Here is a 15647-nt window from a genome sequence, read left to right as displayed (position 1 = left end):
GTTCGAAAGATTCTCATGGAACGAAACGCAGAATAATCTGATATTTCGGAGCAAGCGACTCTTCATAATACCCGCCTTGCTGCATCTGGTCATCTGTGATCCAACGCGGGTAAGGACCATAGTAATGACCTGACAATTTAACAGGAACATGGCTTCTTTGAGATAGACGGACAAAATGTTGTTCTGCCATTCTTTCAGAAAGCTGGACCTCGGCTTCTTCCGTCTTGATGCTCAGTCGTAAGAGCGGAATCGGAATCCCCGATTCTGAGGCTTGATCCTGATGTATTGGTGTTACATAATCAAGTGGACTCTCGCCCTCAGCCAATAATGTAATTCCTGCATCATCAGTGATAGCAAGTTGTGTGACATACGTATCGACCGGGATCCTTGATTGATTCTGAATCTCATAGTCCGCGCTTTCAAAACTGCGATTACTTTCGGCATCATCATAGAGTGATTCAAAAATCATTTTGGTAGGAATCGTAACCTTTAAGTGTCCCAGTTTAGAAGACACATCAATGCCAATCCAAAATTGATACGCCTTGTTTCCTACTTCCAATCGTGCATAGTAGGTCCCATCTATAGTGGTATCGAGGGTGAGATCGATCACTCGAATTTCCGAAGAGAGATCCGCTTCAGTCAAGAGGTTCTTAGCTGACGCCCGGCTTTCTCGTAAAATCATCTGATGTAATTCAGCATTTGATGCTAAATCATTAATAGCCAAACGATCCAATGTGATATTGTTGGCTCGATACTCGATACCTTTGATAACCTCTCGATCAATTGTTATATCTTCCAATGTGTTAACCGAAGGTTTCGAGAGAAAAAGTATTACTTTTGTAGTTGTTTCCAAACGTTCGTTTTCAGCTAGAATGATTTTAAAAGAACGGATCTGTTGCTGAGGGTCTTGATAGTCCCCCCATTCGATTCGAGGCGAGTCTTTCTCGATAACCACTGTGCTTCCATCTGTATTCTGATAAGTAATCGAAAGTACATCCACTGATTCGGTCATATAGCCGGTAATTGAGTCAGATTGATCACTGACAGGATGTAGCCCTGCAGAAAGTTCTTTCAGGGTATTCGGTTCCCAGATGTAAGTTCCGGGATGGCTGCCATTATAATTGTTCATAAATTCAGCAGATGAAGAAAATGCAATGGGCTGAGAACTATCAATGGAATCATACAGAATCCAACGACCGGTATATTCATTATTGACTGGGATATTTGGTAAACTAGTTGATTGACTAAAGACGGATCTTTCTCCTAAGGTAAGAGACTTTAATCCTGACATACCTCCGAACAAGTTTGTCATAGTTACAGGAATCGCATCTGTTGTCCAATCGCTTAAATCCAATTCAGTAATAGCAACCGCGTTTTGAAAAGTACCAGTCATATTCTGAACTTTAGTAGTATTCCAATCTTTTACACTTACTGTCCTTATACTAGCATTTTGAAACATCCAACTTATATCTTCCAAGCTTCTAGTATTCCAATTATTCAGATCCAAATGGATGATCTCGCTTCTTGCAAACATCATACTCATTGTCGTAGCCAGTTGAGTATTCCAATTGCCTATTGAAAGCTCTTCTAAAGAAGTTGTCCCCGCAAACATCCTTGACATATTGGTTACCTTGGACGTATCAAAATTTTCTATGGCCAATTCTTTAAGTGAACTCGTGCCATTAAACATGGCTGTCATTTCAATTACCGAGGATGTATCCCATTGATTCAAGTCAAGACTTTCCAAGGAGCTTGCATTCCCAAACATCCAGTTCATATGAGTAACTGAAGACGTATCAAATTTATTCGCACCTTCGATTGCCCTTAAATTTGATGCCCCCATAAATAATTGTCCTGAATTTGCTGGTAGGACAACCGTTTCTTTAACAACAATAAATTCAGTAGCCATTGATGGAAGTTTCCAAGGTGCTGCATCCACAAGCCCAGCAACCCCTCCATAAAGCGTAATTGTTTTTGAAACTTCATCGTAGTCCCATGGAACAGTTCCCCAGAGAGAAAGCTGACGCTGATAAACGAACACAACTGTCTGTCCCGTATCCGAGAACGTTCCTGATACATTATCGGGTACCGTAATTAATTCCCAGCCTTCGATTGTTTTAGCTTCTGCGGTATAAGTGTCTCCGTAATAACCAGTCAATGTCGCACTCTCCGCAACGTCATTTCCAGATTCATCAACATATTTCACAAGAACTTCTCCGGCTGGAATTCGCTTATAAGTAAAAACGACGGTCTGGTCAACTCCAGTAAACGTACCAGCCGCATTTTGAGGAGTTGTCATTAGTTCCCAGCCCGATATATTCTTGGCTTCTGCGATATAAGATTCTCCTTGATAGCCATTCAGAAGCACGGTATTCGCAATCTCATTTCCAGATTCATCGACATGCCTAACTGTCACTATTCCTCCAGGAATCCGTTCATATATTGCTTGAATGACTGCTTCACCAGCTCCTTGTACCGTGATCAAGGAAGATTCTGCATAAACATCATTGACAGAAACCCCAATGCTGCTACTAATCTCCCACTTGACAAACCGCCAATTAACATTGGGTCTTGCCATTATACCTGGGATCGATCCCGTAGGTGTTGGACTCACAAATTGTTGAGGATTTCCTCCTTCTGGCGGATTAGCAATTAACTGGACTAAGGGATTATTTCGCTCTAGGGGATGATTCATTACTTGTTCTGATTCTTGCATATTTGATTCGACGGTATTATTGGATTGAGAGATCTCCTCTGCATAAACCATATCTATGGGAATATGCGATAAAAGAATGGAGAAGACAACTAGAAATTTAATCAGTTGATCCATTTTTTTTACTTTTTCCATCATTCCCTCCTTTTGTATAAACTAGCGAATTTAACCATGCGTTTCCTACTCTACATAAGCAATAACTGCGTTTTTAAACTCGTTTAACATTCGACCGTTTGTTATTGTCTATTTTTTAGACACATTCCTCCTTCCACCTTTTAAAATCAAAAATCTTCGTTTTTGAGACGCTTACTTATGGGGGACACACTTCATCTGCGCTGTCTAGAGACAAAGGATTTTTGTCTTTATACAAAGTCATTTGTTCGTTTTTTTATTTGCTTATTAAAAACGAAGGCTTTTGAGACAAAAGATTGAGAAATTCAAATTTCTCGAGATTAATCATAACACCTCAAAAAAAATAAAACCCACCAATATTTTCTTTACCTAGTGAAAAAATTGACGTGATGTTCCCCTTCTTCAGCAGAAAACATTTTCTTCCTCAGGGGATTACATAACAAACGAACCGATATATTTAAAAACAGCAATGTGACAGGGATTGTTTTTTTAGAATGTTTTATTTCCGTAAATAGCAAAAAAACTTAACGACCGCCATTTTTTTCTTGTCCTTACTCAACGCCCTGCTCTCTTCTAGACAAACAAATTCAGCAATTATTGTTTTGGTTTATCTGCTATCTTCAAAGAAAAAAACTGAGTGGGGAAAAATAGGATGTTTGAAAACGAATTTTCATTTAGTCAGACAAAATAATTCGTTATTTTACGTTATATACTTCATGTACAAAAAAAGGTATTCTTTCACTAAGAAAAATTTTCAACTGGAGGAATATAGATGTCAGGAATGGTTTATGGTTATGCGCGAGTCTCTACAAGACAGCAAGATCTTTCACGTCAATTGGATTTACTTGAGAAATATAACTGCCATAAAATTTATACAGAAAAGATTAGTGGTACGCAGGCCAATCGGCCAGAGTTGATCAAATTAAAAAAGCGCGTGAAGCAACAGGATCAAATCATCATCGAAAGCTTTTCCCGTCTTGGCCGCAGTACCAAAGACTTAATTGATTTGGTATATTTTTTTGAACAAAAAGGTGTGAAAGTAATCAGTATCAAAGAAAATTTTGATACTCAGACACCGCAGGGGAAATTGATGATGACCGTTTTCCAAGCATTTAGTCAGTTTGAACGTGATATTATTGTCGAACGTACCAAAGAAGGGCTGATTTCTGCACGGGCAAGAGGAAACATTGGTGGTAGACCCAAGGTAGATCCTCAGTTAATCCAAAAAGCTCTCCTTTTGTATCAAGAGCAGGGCTATTCAGTAGCAGAAGTTTGTCAAAAGACCGGTGTCAAGAAAGCAACGTTTTATCGTTATTTAAAACAATCAGCATTGCAAAGCTGATCACTTGGCTTTCCTTCGCTAACCCAGCAAACCACATCAAAAAACGACCATTGTTTTACGATGAAAGCAAGCTCATCACGAGTAATCCAATGGTCGTTTTTCTAATTTTAACACAGCAAATTTTCTAGTGTTTAATCAAATATTCTCTGGTTCTTCTTGTTTCTGATAATATTTTTTTTCGAAATCAGTCCATGATCGGCTAAATTGATGATTCGAAAAGGCACTTTTTAAGCCAGAGCTTTGTTTGAAACGAAAGACTTCTTCTGCCTCCATTCCCAATTCTTTGGCAATCCGATCATCTGTCCATCCGCTTGCTACTAATTGTTGAACGATTTTGCTCATCTTCTCGATACCATGAGTGCCTCGAGCTCGATTATGTCTAACTGTGGAAGCCATACGGTGTTCCAATGGCTTATCAATAACAGTCACTGGCACTTCTTTTAGGTTCAACCGTTCTTTGGCCACTTGATAGCGGTGAAAGCCGTCAATCAGTAAGTACCCTTCTTTTTCGTTGTCAAAATAACAGACTAATGGTTGTGTGAAGCCGTCTTCCCGAATCGACAACTCCAAAAGTTCCAACTCGGGTTCCGCTACTTTATTGGGATTGTAGTGATTGGCGTGAATTTGAATCAATGGAACCATTTTTACAGCTAGCACAGGAAAAGCAATTTTTTCCATTAAACAGAACACTCCCTTTTGAGAAAATAATAGTTCTTCGTTTGGCGAAAAACGGTGAACCCTTTTGTCTGGAACAACGCCACTTCGTTAGGGTGATTCGTTGTGACTGTGATTTCTTGATCCGGATGTTTTTTTCGGATGTCATGCAGCATTTTTCTTAACAAAAGAGTTTTTCTGCCTGAAGCAGGCTCTTTTTCATAGAATTCGCCAATCTCGATGCGAGCTGTTTTTTTTTCATAGTAAGAGAAGCCCATCACCTGATTCAGCGAATCCACGATCACATACCAATGGCAATCCCCAGAATTAACGAGATAGGGAAATTGCTTTTGGTAGATTCGCTCAGCAAAGAAAAGCCCCATCAATTGATAGAAATGTCCTTTCTTATATGGTGGAAAAAAGACGATCAGTTGTTCTTTCAACTACTCCACATCCTTTCAGCAAATAACTGATTACGGCTGATTCTTGGTCAATTGTTCATAGGTCTTTCCTAACTTCTTCAATTGGTATTTTGGCAGGTGCTCGATGCCTAATGCCGCACCAAATTCCACAGCTAACGCATAGAGTTCAGACTCGTCTTTCTTGGTCAATGCGTATTGTCTGGTACTCAAAGAAAAATCATTTTTTTCCAATGCTTTCGCGATCCCCTTCCAGTCATGCCAAAGTACTTCATTCTTCAACCATTCTTTGCGTTTGGTTTCATCGGGAATCGCCTCTACATGAACACCGTACTTGTCCCGATAGTGAGCGATCAGAATCGATATTTTACGGTAGTAATGGTCTTGCAGATTTTTGGAATATAGCCCAATCGATTCCAGCAAAAAGACAGCGTACTCCTGCCAAGTCATGTGGGCAGGTTTTTGAGTATTGTAATGAGCCAACAAGGAAGTCCGTGCATACAAGCGGCCAAAATTTGCGCCCGAGACGCGGTTGACGACTTTCTCCCAAGTATCCGGTTCGACTAACGCATATTGAGAAAGTCCTTTTCGTTGTTGCAGGCCATATGGCTGACAAATCCGCATTTGCGTGATAGAGACCCCCTGCGTATAAAGCTTGTCATAAAAAGCATTCATCTCCCAATCAAAATGGGCATACGCTCCCCAGACATCCTCTGTCTTCCAGTCATATAATGGATAAAAGTTGACGATCGTTCCTTGATTGGTTTGATGTTTGATCCAGCAATGACCTTGATAATTGAAGTTTCGATTTAAAATGGCCCGGTAGCGATGCAAGCTTTCTTGTGTTCGAATGCCGATGCCACAAGCAACCGGCTCCCCTTTGTGATAGTTCGCATACCAAAAGGCAAAATTTCTCAGGAATTTATCTGGATTTAAATTTGCACTTTGGTACAGTTCCATCATTGATTCATCGAGATCTGCCAGCGAAATCGCATCCCTGGGCATTTCTTGGACCCACTTATCTCGTTCGGCTTCATCCCACATTTTCCACTGAGGTTGAAAAATACTAGTCGTGTTATCTTCATAAAATGGCAAGCAGAAATGATAGACCTGTTGAACGCTTTTCAGCTGTTTGATCAATTCCATAAAGTTCCGAGTTGAGCGATAATTGGCTTCGATGTCTAAAATCAACAAGTCAAATTTTTTTCCACTTTTTTGGGCAATTTGGTCAGCTAATTGGACCATTGCTCCGCTGTCTTTCCCACCGCTAAAAGAGAAATAAACATGAGAAAAGGTATTGAATATATACGTCAGACGTTCCTCAGCAGCTGCCAACACATTGATATCGCAATATTTCTTCATAACCCCCGCTTCTTTTACTTATTTTTGATTGAATTTGTGCATGTATTCACTTTCATTATAAAGTGAATTGGGGTTGCTTACAAGCCTACCTCTTAATTGCAGAATCCTTCTTAACGAAATAAACATCCAAATATTTCCACTCTTTCTTTCGATTAGGAAAAAAATTTGTCTGTCTAACCCTGACATTGCTTAAGCTGGATCATCAATTAAGCGGATTGGGAAAATCCAATGGTTATCAAAACGTAAAAATCCCACTGGACTAGTTGCTAGTCTAGTGGGACTTTCCTTACTCCAATGGAAAATCATCGTTCGTTTTTATTGTTTCGTCACTTTCTCCAGTTGAGTGGTTTTTTTTCCACAAGATGTACACAACGATGACAGCAACCATTAAGATACCGCAATTCAACCATTTGGCATCATTTAATACGTGTAAATCTGGAGATGACAATGGATCGTTTCCCGATAGCTGTAACAAGATATTCAGCGGGCGATCAAAGAGAGTTGTCATAATCAGTAGAAAAGCCATCATGACGAATTGATGCGTGACACTCCCCTTATTTTGAGTGGTAAATTTGGCGATCATTCGCTGATCAACAGGCAAAGAAGGTTCCTGCGCATACCGTTGATTCAACCAGCTGCTGGTCAAAGATTGCCAAAAGCTTAATAAAAACAAACCAAGAACAAAACTTTGTGGAAAAAGAAGCACAAACAATGAAAGAGCCAAACCACCAAGCAGAACTGGAACTGTATTTGGAGAAATACCTTGCAGAATACGTTTGCCTAAGATCATGGACAAAATCATTCCTCCAAGATAAGGCAAATACAAATAGCGAGTCAACGCCTCTGTCCCATGTAGACTTCCTAGATAAAGCGCTCCAAATAAGAAAACAAAATTCCCTAACATGCCATTTAAAAAAGTTAGCACGTTGAGCCATGAGGGCAGCTTCCAATGCTTCTTCGCTCGTCCCAGATAAAATACGGCACCTAAGAAGAGGAAAAAGAAACCATAAATCGCCCAATCAAGCAATTGGATATTTGCCAATAAACGTGCATTCCGCAGCAAAAAGAGTAACAAGAAAAAGATTAGAAAAAGAAGCAATTCTTTAAAGGCGATCACTTTTGAATTCATTTGCTTAAAGTCGATGCTATATCTAGGATAGTGGGTAACTGTATGGTAAGCCATGACGTAAAACATCGTATACAAGCCAAATGCGGCTATCAGCTTCGTTGTGCCTGACCATTCCATCACCACTAACAACAAAATCAGTAAGAACAATGCAAAAGGCACTTTTTTACGAGTCATATTGATAAATCCCAAGTTCTTTTCATGAAGATTGACCGTGCGATTCGTTGGAACTAGCCAAGAGGCACTCAGCCCTAGCAGACTACCGGATAAATAGAAAAATGGAAAATAATAAACACCTAGAACTCCAGCAAAGGCTCCAACACCACCCATCAGCAAAGCACCAATCAGCAGTGTATAACTGTCTAATCCCAAACGTATACTGCGGATGAGAAAAATTCCTGTCATCCGTAATGTATAAAATAAAGTAAACGGCAGAATCGTTAACCAACTCTTGCCATCATTCAATCCTAGGAATAACAAATACGGAATCACGATTACCGTATTACTTAAAAGAAATGGGGTCGTTTGTGCAAACGTCACGAGCCATTTCTTGATTCGTTGAACCATCAGGAACCTCCTTATTTCTCTCTACCAATCACTCATCTGTGGTACGATCTATTGACATGTACAAGTGATCGTTTCTCATTTATTATACCTTTTCTATATAAAGACCGCACGGCTTTCCATAAAAAAAAGAAGCTAAGAGTCGAAGGCGTTATTCCTTTATCGCTCGTTTAGAATGTCGTTTTTATCACTTACATCTTTTCTTCCATTGAATTCAGTCATTCGCTATGCTACACTAGCGTTACTTTTGTTTGGCTGACGAACCGCTGCCCCAACCATGTTCGTTTGGACCAACTCGTTGCGAGTATTCGTGTTTTCGGATGCTCTTTTTGTCGCGTTTTTTGCCAAAAAAGAAAGTGAGTGAATCCAAATGATCCAAGTGCAACACCTCAACAAAAGCTTCAAAGTCGCGAAACGCCAAAGTGGTTTTCGTAATGCTACCAAGGCGCTCTTTCATCGAGAGGTTTCAACGATCCCCGCTTTACAAGATATCAGCTTTACGATTCAAGAAGGAGAAATGGTCGGATACATTGGCCCGAATGGTGCCGGGAAAAGTACCACCATCAAAATCATGTGCGGTGTTTTGACACCTGATGACGGAACATGCTTGATCAACGGGCGCGTTCCATGGAAAGAACGGATCGATCATGTCCAAGACATTGGCGTTGTCTTTGGTCAACGCAGCCAGCTCTGGTGGGATGTCCCAGTCATCGACAGTTTCGAGCTGATTCGTGATATTTATCGGGTCGATCCGCAAGTCTATCGGCAAAACCTGGAAGAGCTAGTCGCTTTGCTCGATCTAAGCGAAACGTTGAAAACACCCGCCCGTTCCTTGAGTCTAGGGCAACGTATGCGCTGCGAGATTGCCGCTTCGTTGCTCCATGATCCCAAGATTTTGTTTCTAGATGAACCGACGATTGGCCTTGATGCGGTGTCTAAGATCGCAGTGCGCCAATTCATCAAAAAGCGTAATCAGGAAAAGGGAACGACTGTCATCCTAACGACCCATGACATGCAGGACATTGAAGCATTGACAGAACGCATTTTACTGATTGGTAAAGGGCAAATTTTATTAGATGGTCAATTGCCAGAGTTGAAGCAACGCTTCTCTGACGCCAAAACATTGCAGATCGATTATCTAGGAATCGCACCGACACTTCCAGCAGGCGCCACTGTGACCCAAGCAGAAATCGGGCGATTGGAACTAACAATTGATCCAAATCAGCTGACCGTGCCGCAAGCTATCACACAGCTTAGCCAGCAAGTGGAGATCACTGATCTGTCTGTTTCCAGTATCACAGCAGAAGAAATGGTTGCTAAGTTGTATAAGGAGTACCATATATGAACAAGTATCAGGCACTTTTTCGCATTCGTTTTACAAATAGTCTGCAATATCGATCGGCAGCATTCGCTGGAATGGTGACACAATTCGTTTGGGGCATGTTGGAGATTTTCGCTTTTCGCGCCTTTTATCAGACCGATCCAGCTGCTTTTCCAATGACCTTTCAGCAAACCGTCTCTTATGTCTGGATGCAGCAAGCTTTCTTAGCATTGTTCATGTTATGGTTTTTTGAAAATGAGATTTTTGATGCCATAACATCAGGAACGATCGCTTACGAGTTGGCTCGTCCAATGGATCTCTATGACCGCTGGTTTTGCCAATCGGCAGCGAATCGCTGTGCAAAAGCGTTGCTGCGCAGCCTGCCGATTTTTGCTATCGCCTTTTTGTTGCCAGTGCCCTATCGTTTGGTCTTACCAGAAAATCTGATGAGCATACTGCTATTTATGCTGTCGCTGGTTTTAAGTCTAGGCGTCGTAGTGGCTGTGTCCATGTTGATTTATATTTCGACATTCTATACCCTTTCTTCTCTCGGGGTGCGAGTTGTGATGGGGGCAATCGGTGAATTTCTCGCTGGCGCCATTATTCCGTTGCCATTTTTCCCACAGCCTTTTCGACAAATCGCTGAATTGTTGCCTTTTGCCGCGATGCAAAATGTGCCTTTGCGGATTTATAGCGGGGATTTGGTTGGAAATGCGTTATGGCTGAGGCTGGGAATGCAGCTTTTTTGGTTGGTGGTATTGGTAGCTGGTGGCAAGTTTTGGATGGCTCGTGCGTTAAAACGAGTGATCGTACAGGGGGGTTGAAGATGTCTCTTTACTGGAAATATTTTAGTATCCATTTGAAAAGTCAAATGCAATATAAGGTTTCGTTCTTCTTGACGGCATTAGGCCAATTCCTTGGTTCCTTTACCGCTTTTCTAGGAATTTTGTTTATGTTTTCCCGGTTCCATCAAGTGGATGGCTTCTCATTTGAGGAAGTGCTGCTGTGCTTTGCGACAATCCTTTTTTCTTTTTCATTAGCGGAATGTTTTGCTCGCGGGTTCGACCTATTTCCGCAAATGATCGCCAATGGTGAATTTGATCGCGCATTGGTCCGGCCCCGACCGCTAGTCTTTCAAGTACTGGCTGCTAAAATGGAATTCACTCGCATTGGTCGGCTCCTGCAAGCATTGCTCTTGTTTTGCTATGTACTGCCAACAAGCGGCATTGATTGGCAGCCAATCAAAGTGCTGACTCTGGCTTTGATGATTCTCTGTGGTGCCGTCTTATTCTTTTTTCTCTTTTTGATTTATGCCGCCATTTCTTTTTTCACCCTTCAGGGATTGGAATTCATGAACATTTTCACGGACGGCGCCCGCGAATTTGGCCGTTATCCATTTAGCATCTACGGCAAACAAGTCTTGCGGATCTTGACCTATGTCATTCCAATGGCTTGGTTTCAATACTATCCCTTTTTATTTATCATTGGTCGGCTGGAGCAGCCACTATGGGCGTTCGCTCCATTACTATGCTTGCCATTTGGTATTCCCGCCCTCTTGTTTTGGCGCTTTGGTCTGAGCAAGTATGTTTCTACCGGTTCGTAATGAAAAAGGAAGTCCTCAGTCGGGGCTTCCTTTTTTCGTAAGTCTGCGGATATTTCTTTTAAAACGATAGGATAAAAAAGTCGAGCGAGTGTACAAGTCGATCCCAATTGCCAGCCAAACACCAGCGATCCCTAAATTCAAGCTATTGCCTAACACTATCACACCTACTATTCGTATTACCCACATCCCAAACGCTGTACTATACAACGGTGTCTTGGTGTCTCCCATTCCTTGCAGCACGCCAGCTAGAATGAGACTGATCGCTAATCCTGGTTGATTGAACGCATCGATCCTCAAAGCCACCACGATTTGACGAAGTGCTTCGGGATCTTTCGTGAACAAAGCAGCTACAATCGGAGACCCAATAAATAGTCCAATCCCTAAGAGACTAAGAATAATCACACCATATTTTACAGATAAAAAAGCAATTCGTTTTGTCTCATCATAATCTTTCTTTCCTATACTCATTCCCGTCAGTGTAGCAGCAGCCGTCGCCAACCCATAGGCAGGCATATACACAAAGCTTTCAATACTGCCAGCAATGGTGTGTGCTGAATAGGTTTTGGCACCAATCGCCACGATCAGACCAAAGTACAATACCTGTCCCAAACGCATCACTAACCGCTCCAACGCTGCTGGAAAAGAAATTCGCAACAGTTCATTGAAACTACTTTTATTCAATCGAGTAAACAATGGAAAAGCAATAACAGAATGCTGTACTTTTCGATAAAGTAATATCGTACCTAACGATCTGGCAATTAATGTTCCTAACGCTGTTCCCATCACACCTAAAGCTGGAATTGGCCCTACACCAAAAATCAAGACATAATCCACTACGACATTCAATACGTTCGTAATAATACCGATTTTCATTGGTGTTTTGGTATCTCCGATTGCTCGTAGCATACTTCCTAAAGTAGACATCGTTGCAATAACAATAGCTCCGCCCCCTACAATACTAAAAAATTGCAGGGAAGAATCAAGGGTTTCTTTTGTCGCTCCCATGATCGTTAAAAGCTGAGGTCCAGCTACTAAACTTACAATTCCAAGAAAAAGACCAGAGATGATTGCCAACAACAACGATTGCTTAGCGATCTGCTTTGCTTTTTCTAGGTTATTTGCGCCGATACTTCGTGAAATCAATGAAGATGTCCCAATTCCTAAAGCAATGAAAATAGCTATATATACATTCAATATTGCATTAGCCAAACCAACACCTGCAACGGCAAATAATCCGATTTTAGAAACCATCAATGAATCAATAAAGCCAACTGTCGTTTCCAAGACATTCTCCACAGTTGCTGGCAATGCCAAATGAATGATTCGCTTCTGGATTTGCATGTCTTTTGGCAAATCAGCATTTAATTTAGTCATATCCCGTCACTCAATTCAACTTGTTGTATTGGGTGATCACCCGTTTCAAGGCCTTCATTTCTTCGTCCAAATCTGACCCTGTACTAACATGCATTAACGCATGATCCGCTTGGGCCTCCAAGAGGATTTGGCTGATTTTTTGAATGGCCGAACGAGCTGAGTTCAACTGGATCATGATATCCCCATAATCTTTATTAGCGACGACCATCTTTTTAATCCCAGAGACTTGCCCTTCGATTTTATTCAGGCGTTTAAGTAATTCATCTGTTTGATGTTCTTTGGCATGTGACATAGCGATCCCTCCTTTAGTATAGGGGTACCCCCCACCCCTACAATACACATAAATTATTTCCAAGTCAAAAAGTTATGTTTAATTCTTCTATTGCTAAAGTCATTTCAACTATCTTTCCTCGGAGGTGCTACAACTCTGGTCATGAATGAGAGAAACAGACAGCAGCAAACTCACTTAGTGCAACTTTTACAAGTACTGTCATATTATATAGTAATTTTACACTTTGAATATTGTTTTAAACACTATACTGTGAGAAAATCAAAGAAGAAAGATCAACTTAAAAGGAGCGAATCAACATGCAGCTATCTGAAAAGCCAACAACCCATAAATCGTGCAAGCCAAAACGTCTTGTTTTCATCCTCCTCCCTACCCTTATTGTTGTAGTGTTGGGTCTGTTCTTGAATCACTTCAATTACTGGCCTTTTCAGGGTAGCAAAATAGCTGGTGTCCCTGATGGTCAGCTTGTTCAACTAGAAAATGAACCAGATTTGACGAGTTTGTTACTGGCATATGGTTCGCAACTAAAATTCAACACCACGGCAACCTCATTAACAGTCTATTTTGATCACTATCGCAAAGGTGAATTAAGTGCTCATGAATCAGTTGCTTCTTTGACTTATGAACAAGATGTTTCCATCAGTGGCTATTTAAACTTTGGTATTGCGGAAGGGCAGAATCATTTATTGGTGAAGTTATTCTCCAATGGCGCCATGTCACAAACAGTCACCGATCTTTCCGACTATGACTTTCCCCTTACACAGGAAGACAGACAATTTGGTGCTGTGACTACTATCAAAAATGGCAAAGTGAAACTCGAGAAAAATAAAAAAGTCCCACTGCTTTATTTAGCAGAAGGAAATGATGGATTAAAAATCTATGATGATATGGCAAATAATCTAGCACCAGATAACTTGAAAACCTTGCCAAATGCCTACTTAATTTACTTGATAATTAAATAACTTAAGTTCTCCTAAGAAAACTACATTGGCTTTGAGTATCCCCTTCAATACATTTTTAAAAGAACAAAATGAACAGCAAAATCTTAGTTGTCTCCTTTAAATCGTTTTCCTTTACTTTTTTATGCTTTTTACTTATTATTCTTTTGAAATAAGAATAAATTAAAATAAAAAAGGAGAGCAAACATGGAAAAATATCAAGTGTTTCCTGGTCAAGACTATCAGGCAAAGGTTATTGGCTTTAGTGGTTTACAAGATGTTAGCGTTATTCATGTTTACGAAAATACAGCTACAGTGTTGATTCAAGGTACTTCTGAAACAGGAGTTGCGAAACTTTGCAACTTTTCAATCAAAACTGCATCATTGGTGGGATAAAACTTTCAGAGACTGAGGAAACTAATTTTAGGTACAGGATCCCCAAGACAGAAAAAAGGCAGCCCAATTAGTGTTGCTTCGTTGAAACACCAAAATGTATAAAGTATTTTTATTTTATTTATTCAATATCTCTCTACATTATTTGCAAATAATGTTAAAATAAAAAAACAGGAGATGTATCAGGCTTCCCCCAAGAGAATCTTCCCCAAGTGCTCTTGCCTGGTACTTCTTCCTTGTTTGTTTTTCGGAACTACAGAACAATGGTAAGCCATTCTTCTACGAATTTCAAGTGGTCTTATTGCTGAGCAAAACAAAGATTTACTATTCTATTTCCCTCAAATCTCCCAATAAAAAAACATTTCTTCTACTTTTGTTGATAAATTTCCAGCTACGGAGATCTGCTGATAATCCTATCCTCGAATAAAAAAACTGCGAAGGCACTTCTTGTTGAAGCGTCCCCCACAGTCGTTATCTATGACACATTTCTCATTTTGATTTGAATCCTTCTAGTTTGGAATAGTCTCTGTATATACAGTCTTCTTTCCATACAATTCCTGTGTGATTCCTGAAAGATAATCGGCAGAGTTGGTGCTGCGAAGATTATACATTAGGAAAATCCCGTAATTTTCAGCCTTCGTCCGTTTAGCATATTGAATGCTTTGCGCTTGGTTTCTTCCTACTTCTACAGCCGCTGGTCCTAAACGGTCGGCCCCCATTCCAACAAAGTAAGGAACCTGCCAAGAGCCATAATATGGATTCCAGCTATAATCGATCGTCTTTGAAACATTTTCATTATACATTGAATTCTCGGCAGCGGGACCAATATTATATAGTGTGATCAGCTTATCTGTCCCAAGACGATTTCTCAATGCTTGAATAAGCCAAATGAATGACTGATCATTTGGTTGAGGTGTCCCATTTTTCCCGTATTCTGCATACTCATCATCAAAATCGATTCCGTCTAAACCATACGTTTTCACCACTTGTTCTAGCTCCGCAGCAAACGCATCAGCACTGGCATAATCTGTGAAATTTGCAAAACCAGCTCCTTGGTGATTTCCTAATATCGATAAGAGAACTTTTGTGCCTCGTGCTTGTAACGGTTTAATCTGGGTTTCCTTTTCGGCTAGTGTTTTTTGTACTTGCTCATTTAAATGAAGATAGGCTTGCTTTGTCGCTGGATCATAATTGATATTCGCAGCAAAAATGATCCCGATGTCGATTGCAGGTTTGTCCGTTCCGGCTAGCGTATATTTCCCAATGTTTCTAAATTCGTTGTCATTGACTTCAACATACATCACTGTTTTCGGTGTGACTTGATCGGCAGCCTGAGCTTCTAAAACCGGTGCGGCCAAAGAAAAGAGACTTAAAAGAACCATCACCACAAAAGCAACTGTGAATCTTCGAGATGGTT

At 40.6% G+C, this 15647-nt stretch carries 14 protein-coding genes; 6 read left to right on the top strand and 8 right to left on the bottom strand.

Annotation, left to right across the window (positions count from 1 at the left end):
* Positions 1–13: 13 nt before the first annotated feature.
* The gene (locus tag IGJ28_RS13545) at positions 14–2848 is read right to left on the bottom strand and encodes a BspA family leucine-rich repeat surface protein (RefSeq protein WP_252711571.1); all 2835 of its coding nucleotides are present in this window, start codon (positions 2846–2848) and stop codon (positions 14–16) included.
* A 769-nt stretch (positions 2849–3617) separates the two neighbouring features.
* Between IGJ28_RS13545 and IGJ28_RS13540 the strand changes: the two genes are divergently transcribed.
* A complete protein-coding gene (locus IGJ28_RS13540) occupies positions 3618–4187 on the top strand; it encodes a recombinase family protein (protein WP_155853128.1) in 570 nt (189 codons plus the stop codon).
* A gap of 135 nt (positions 4188–4322) precedes the next feature.
* On the opposite strand, the gene IGJ28_RS13535 is transcribed toward IGJ28_RS13540, so the two are convergent.
* The 4 genes from IGJ28_RS13535 to IGJ28_RS13520 all read right to left on the bottom strand — a co-directional run bounded on the left by IGJ28_RS13535 (position 4323) and on the right by IGJ28_RS13520 (position 8315).
* Positions 4323–4865 (bottom strand): IbrB-like domain-containing protein, encoded by a 543-nt coding sequence (locus IGJ28_RS13535; RefSeq protein ID WP_005470480.1) that lies wholly within the window; start codon positions 4863–4865, stop codon positions 4323–4325.
* Entirely contained in the window at positions 4865–5284 is a 420-nt protein-coding gene (locus IGJ28_RS13530) for a hypothetical protein (RefSeq protein ID WP_438845451.1), read from the bottom strand. The genes IGJ28_RS13535 and IGJ28_RS13530 overlap by 1 nt, the downstream gene beginning before the upstream one ends.
* 30 nt (positions 5285–5314) lie before the next feature.
* Positions 5315–6622: a DUF3440 domain-containing protein gene (locus tag IGJ28_RS13525; RefSeq protein WP_138371182.1), complete on the bottom strand. Its 1308-nt coding sequence runs from the start codon at positions 6620–6622 to the stop codon at positions 5315–5317.
* A gap of 286 nt (positions 6623–6908) precedes the next feature.
* Positions 6909–8315: a hypothetical protein gene (locus IGJ28_RS13520; RefSeq protein ID WP_138371183.1), complete on the bottom strand. Its 1407-nt coding sequence runs from the start codon at positions 8313–8315 to the stop codon at positions 6909–6911.
* A gap of 367 nt (positions 8316–8682) precedes the next feature.
* Between IGJ28_RS13520 and IGJ28_RS13515 the strand changes: the two genes are divergently transcribed.
* From IGJ28_RS13515 to IGJ28_RS13505, 3 genes are read left to right on the top strand one after another with little or no spacing between them, the layout of a single operon-like run.
* Complete coding sequence (locus IGJ28_RS13515) at positions 8683–9657, top strand: ABC transporter ATP-binding protein (protein WP_438845450.1); 975 nt, start codon at positions 8683–8685, stop codon at positions 9655–9657.
* Complete coding sequence (locus IGJ28_RS13510) at positions 9654–10457, top strand: ABC transporter permease (RefSeq protein ID WP_252711573.1); 804 nt, start codon at positions 9654–9656, stop codon at positions 10455–10457. Before IGJ28_RS13515 ends, IGJ28_RS13510 begins: the two co-directional genes overlap by 4 nt.
* A gap of 2 nt (positions 10458–10459) precedes the next feature.
* Complete coding sequence (locus IGJ28_RS13505) at positions 10460–11236, top strand: ABC transporter permease (RefSeq protein WP_252711574.1); 777 nt, start codon at positions 10460–10462, stop codon at positions 11234–11236.
* Positions 11237–11251: 15 nt separating this feature from the next.
* On the opposite strand, the gene IGJ28_RS13500 is transcribed toward IGJ28_RS13505, so the two are convergent.
* Both IGJ28_RS13500 and IGJ28_RS13495 read right to left on the bottom strand, forming a co-directional pair.
* Positions 11252–12610: an MATE family efflux transporter gene (locus tag IGJ28_RS13500; RefSeq protein ID WP_252711575.1), complete on the bottom strand. Its 1359-nt coding sequence runs from the start codon at positions 12608–12610 to the stop codon at positions 11252–11254.
* 10 nt (positions 12611–12620) lie between these two features.
* Positions 12621–12902 (bottom strand): metal-sensitive transcriptional regulator, encoded by a 282-nt coding sequence (locus IGJ28_RS13495; protein ID WP_252711576.1) that lies wholly within the window; start codon positions 12900–12902, stop codon positions 12621–12623.
* A 296-nt stretch (positions 12903–13198) separates the two neighbouring features.
* Here IGJ28_RS13495 and IGJ28_RS13490 point away from each other — a divergent pair, with 296 nt between their 5' ends.
* Together IGJ28_RS13490 and IGJ28_RS13485 are read left to right on the top strand one after the other, a co-directional pair.
* Positions 13199–13861: a hypothetical protein gene (locus IGJ28_RS13490; RefSeq protein ID WP_195957377.1), complete on the top strand. Its 663-nt coding sequence runs from the start codon at positions 13199–13201 to the stop codon at positions 13859–13861.
* Positions 13862–14044: 183 nt separating this feature from the next.
* Entirely contained in the window at positions 14045–14233 is a 189-nt protein-coding gene (locus IGJ28_RS13485; protein ID WP_003125527.1) for a hypothetical protein, read from the top strand.
* A gap of 506 nt (positions 14234–14739) precedes the next feature.
* Here IGJ28_RS13485 and IGJ28_RS13480 read toward each other — a convergent pair.
* The gene (locus tag IGJ28_RS13480; RefSeq protein ID WP_050762652.1) at positions 14740–15612 is read right to left on the bottom strand and encodes an endo-beta-N-acetylglucosaminidase H; all 873 of its coding nucleotides are present in this window, start codon (positions 15610–15612) and stop codon (positions 14740–14742) included.
* Positions 15613–15647: the final 35 nt, after the last annotated feature.

The sequence above is a fragment of the Enterococcus sp. AZ091 genome (assembly GCF_051714805.1).
GTDB classification, from domain to species: Bacteria; Bacillota; Bacilli; order Lactobacillales; family Enterococcaceae; genus Enterococcus_D; species Enterococcus_D gallinarum.
Note: the sequence above shows the minus strand (reverse complement) of the source record. Positions and strands in the feature narration are given on the sequence as shown.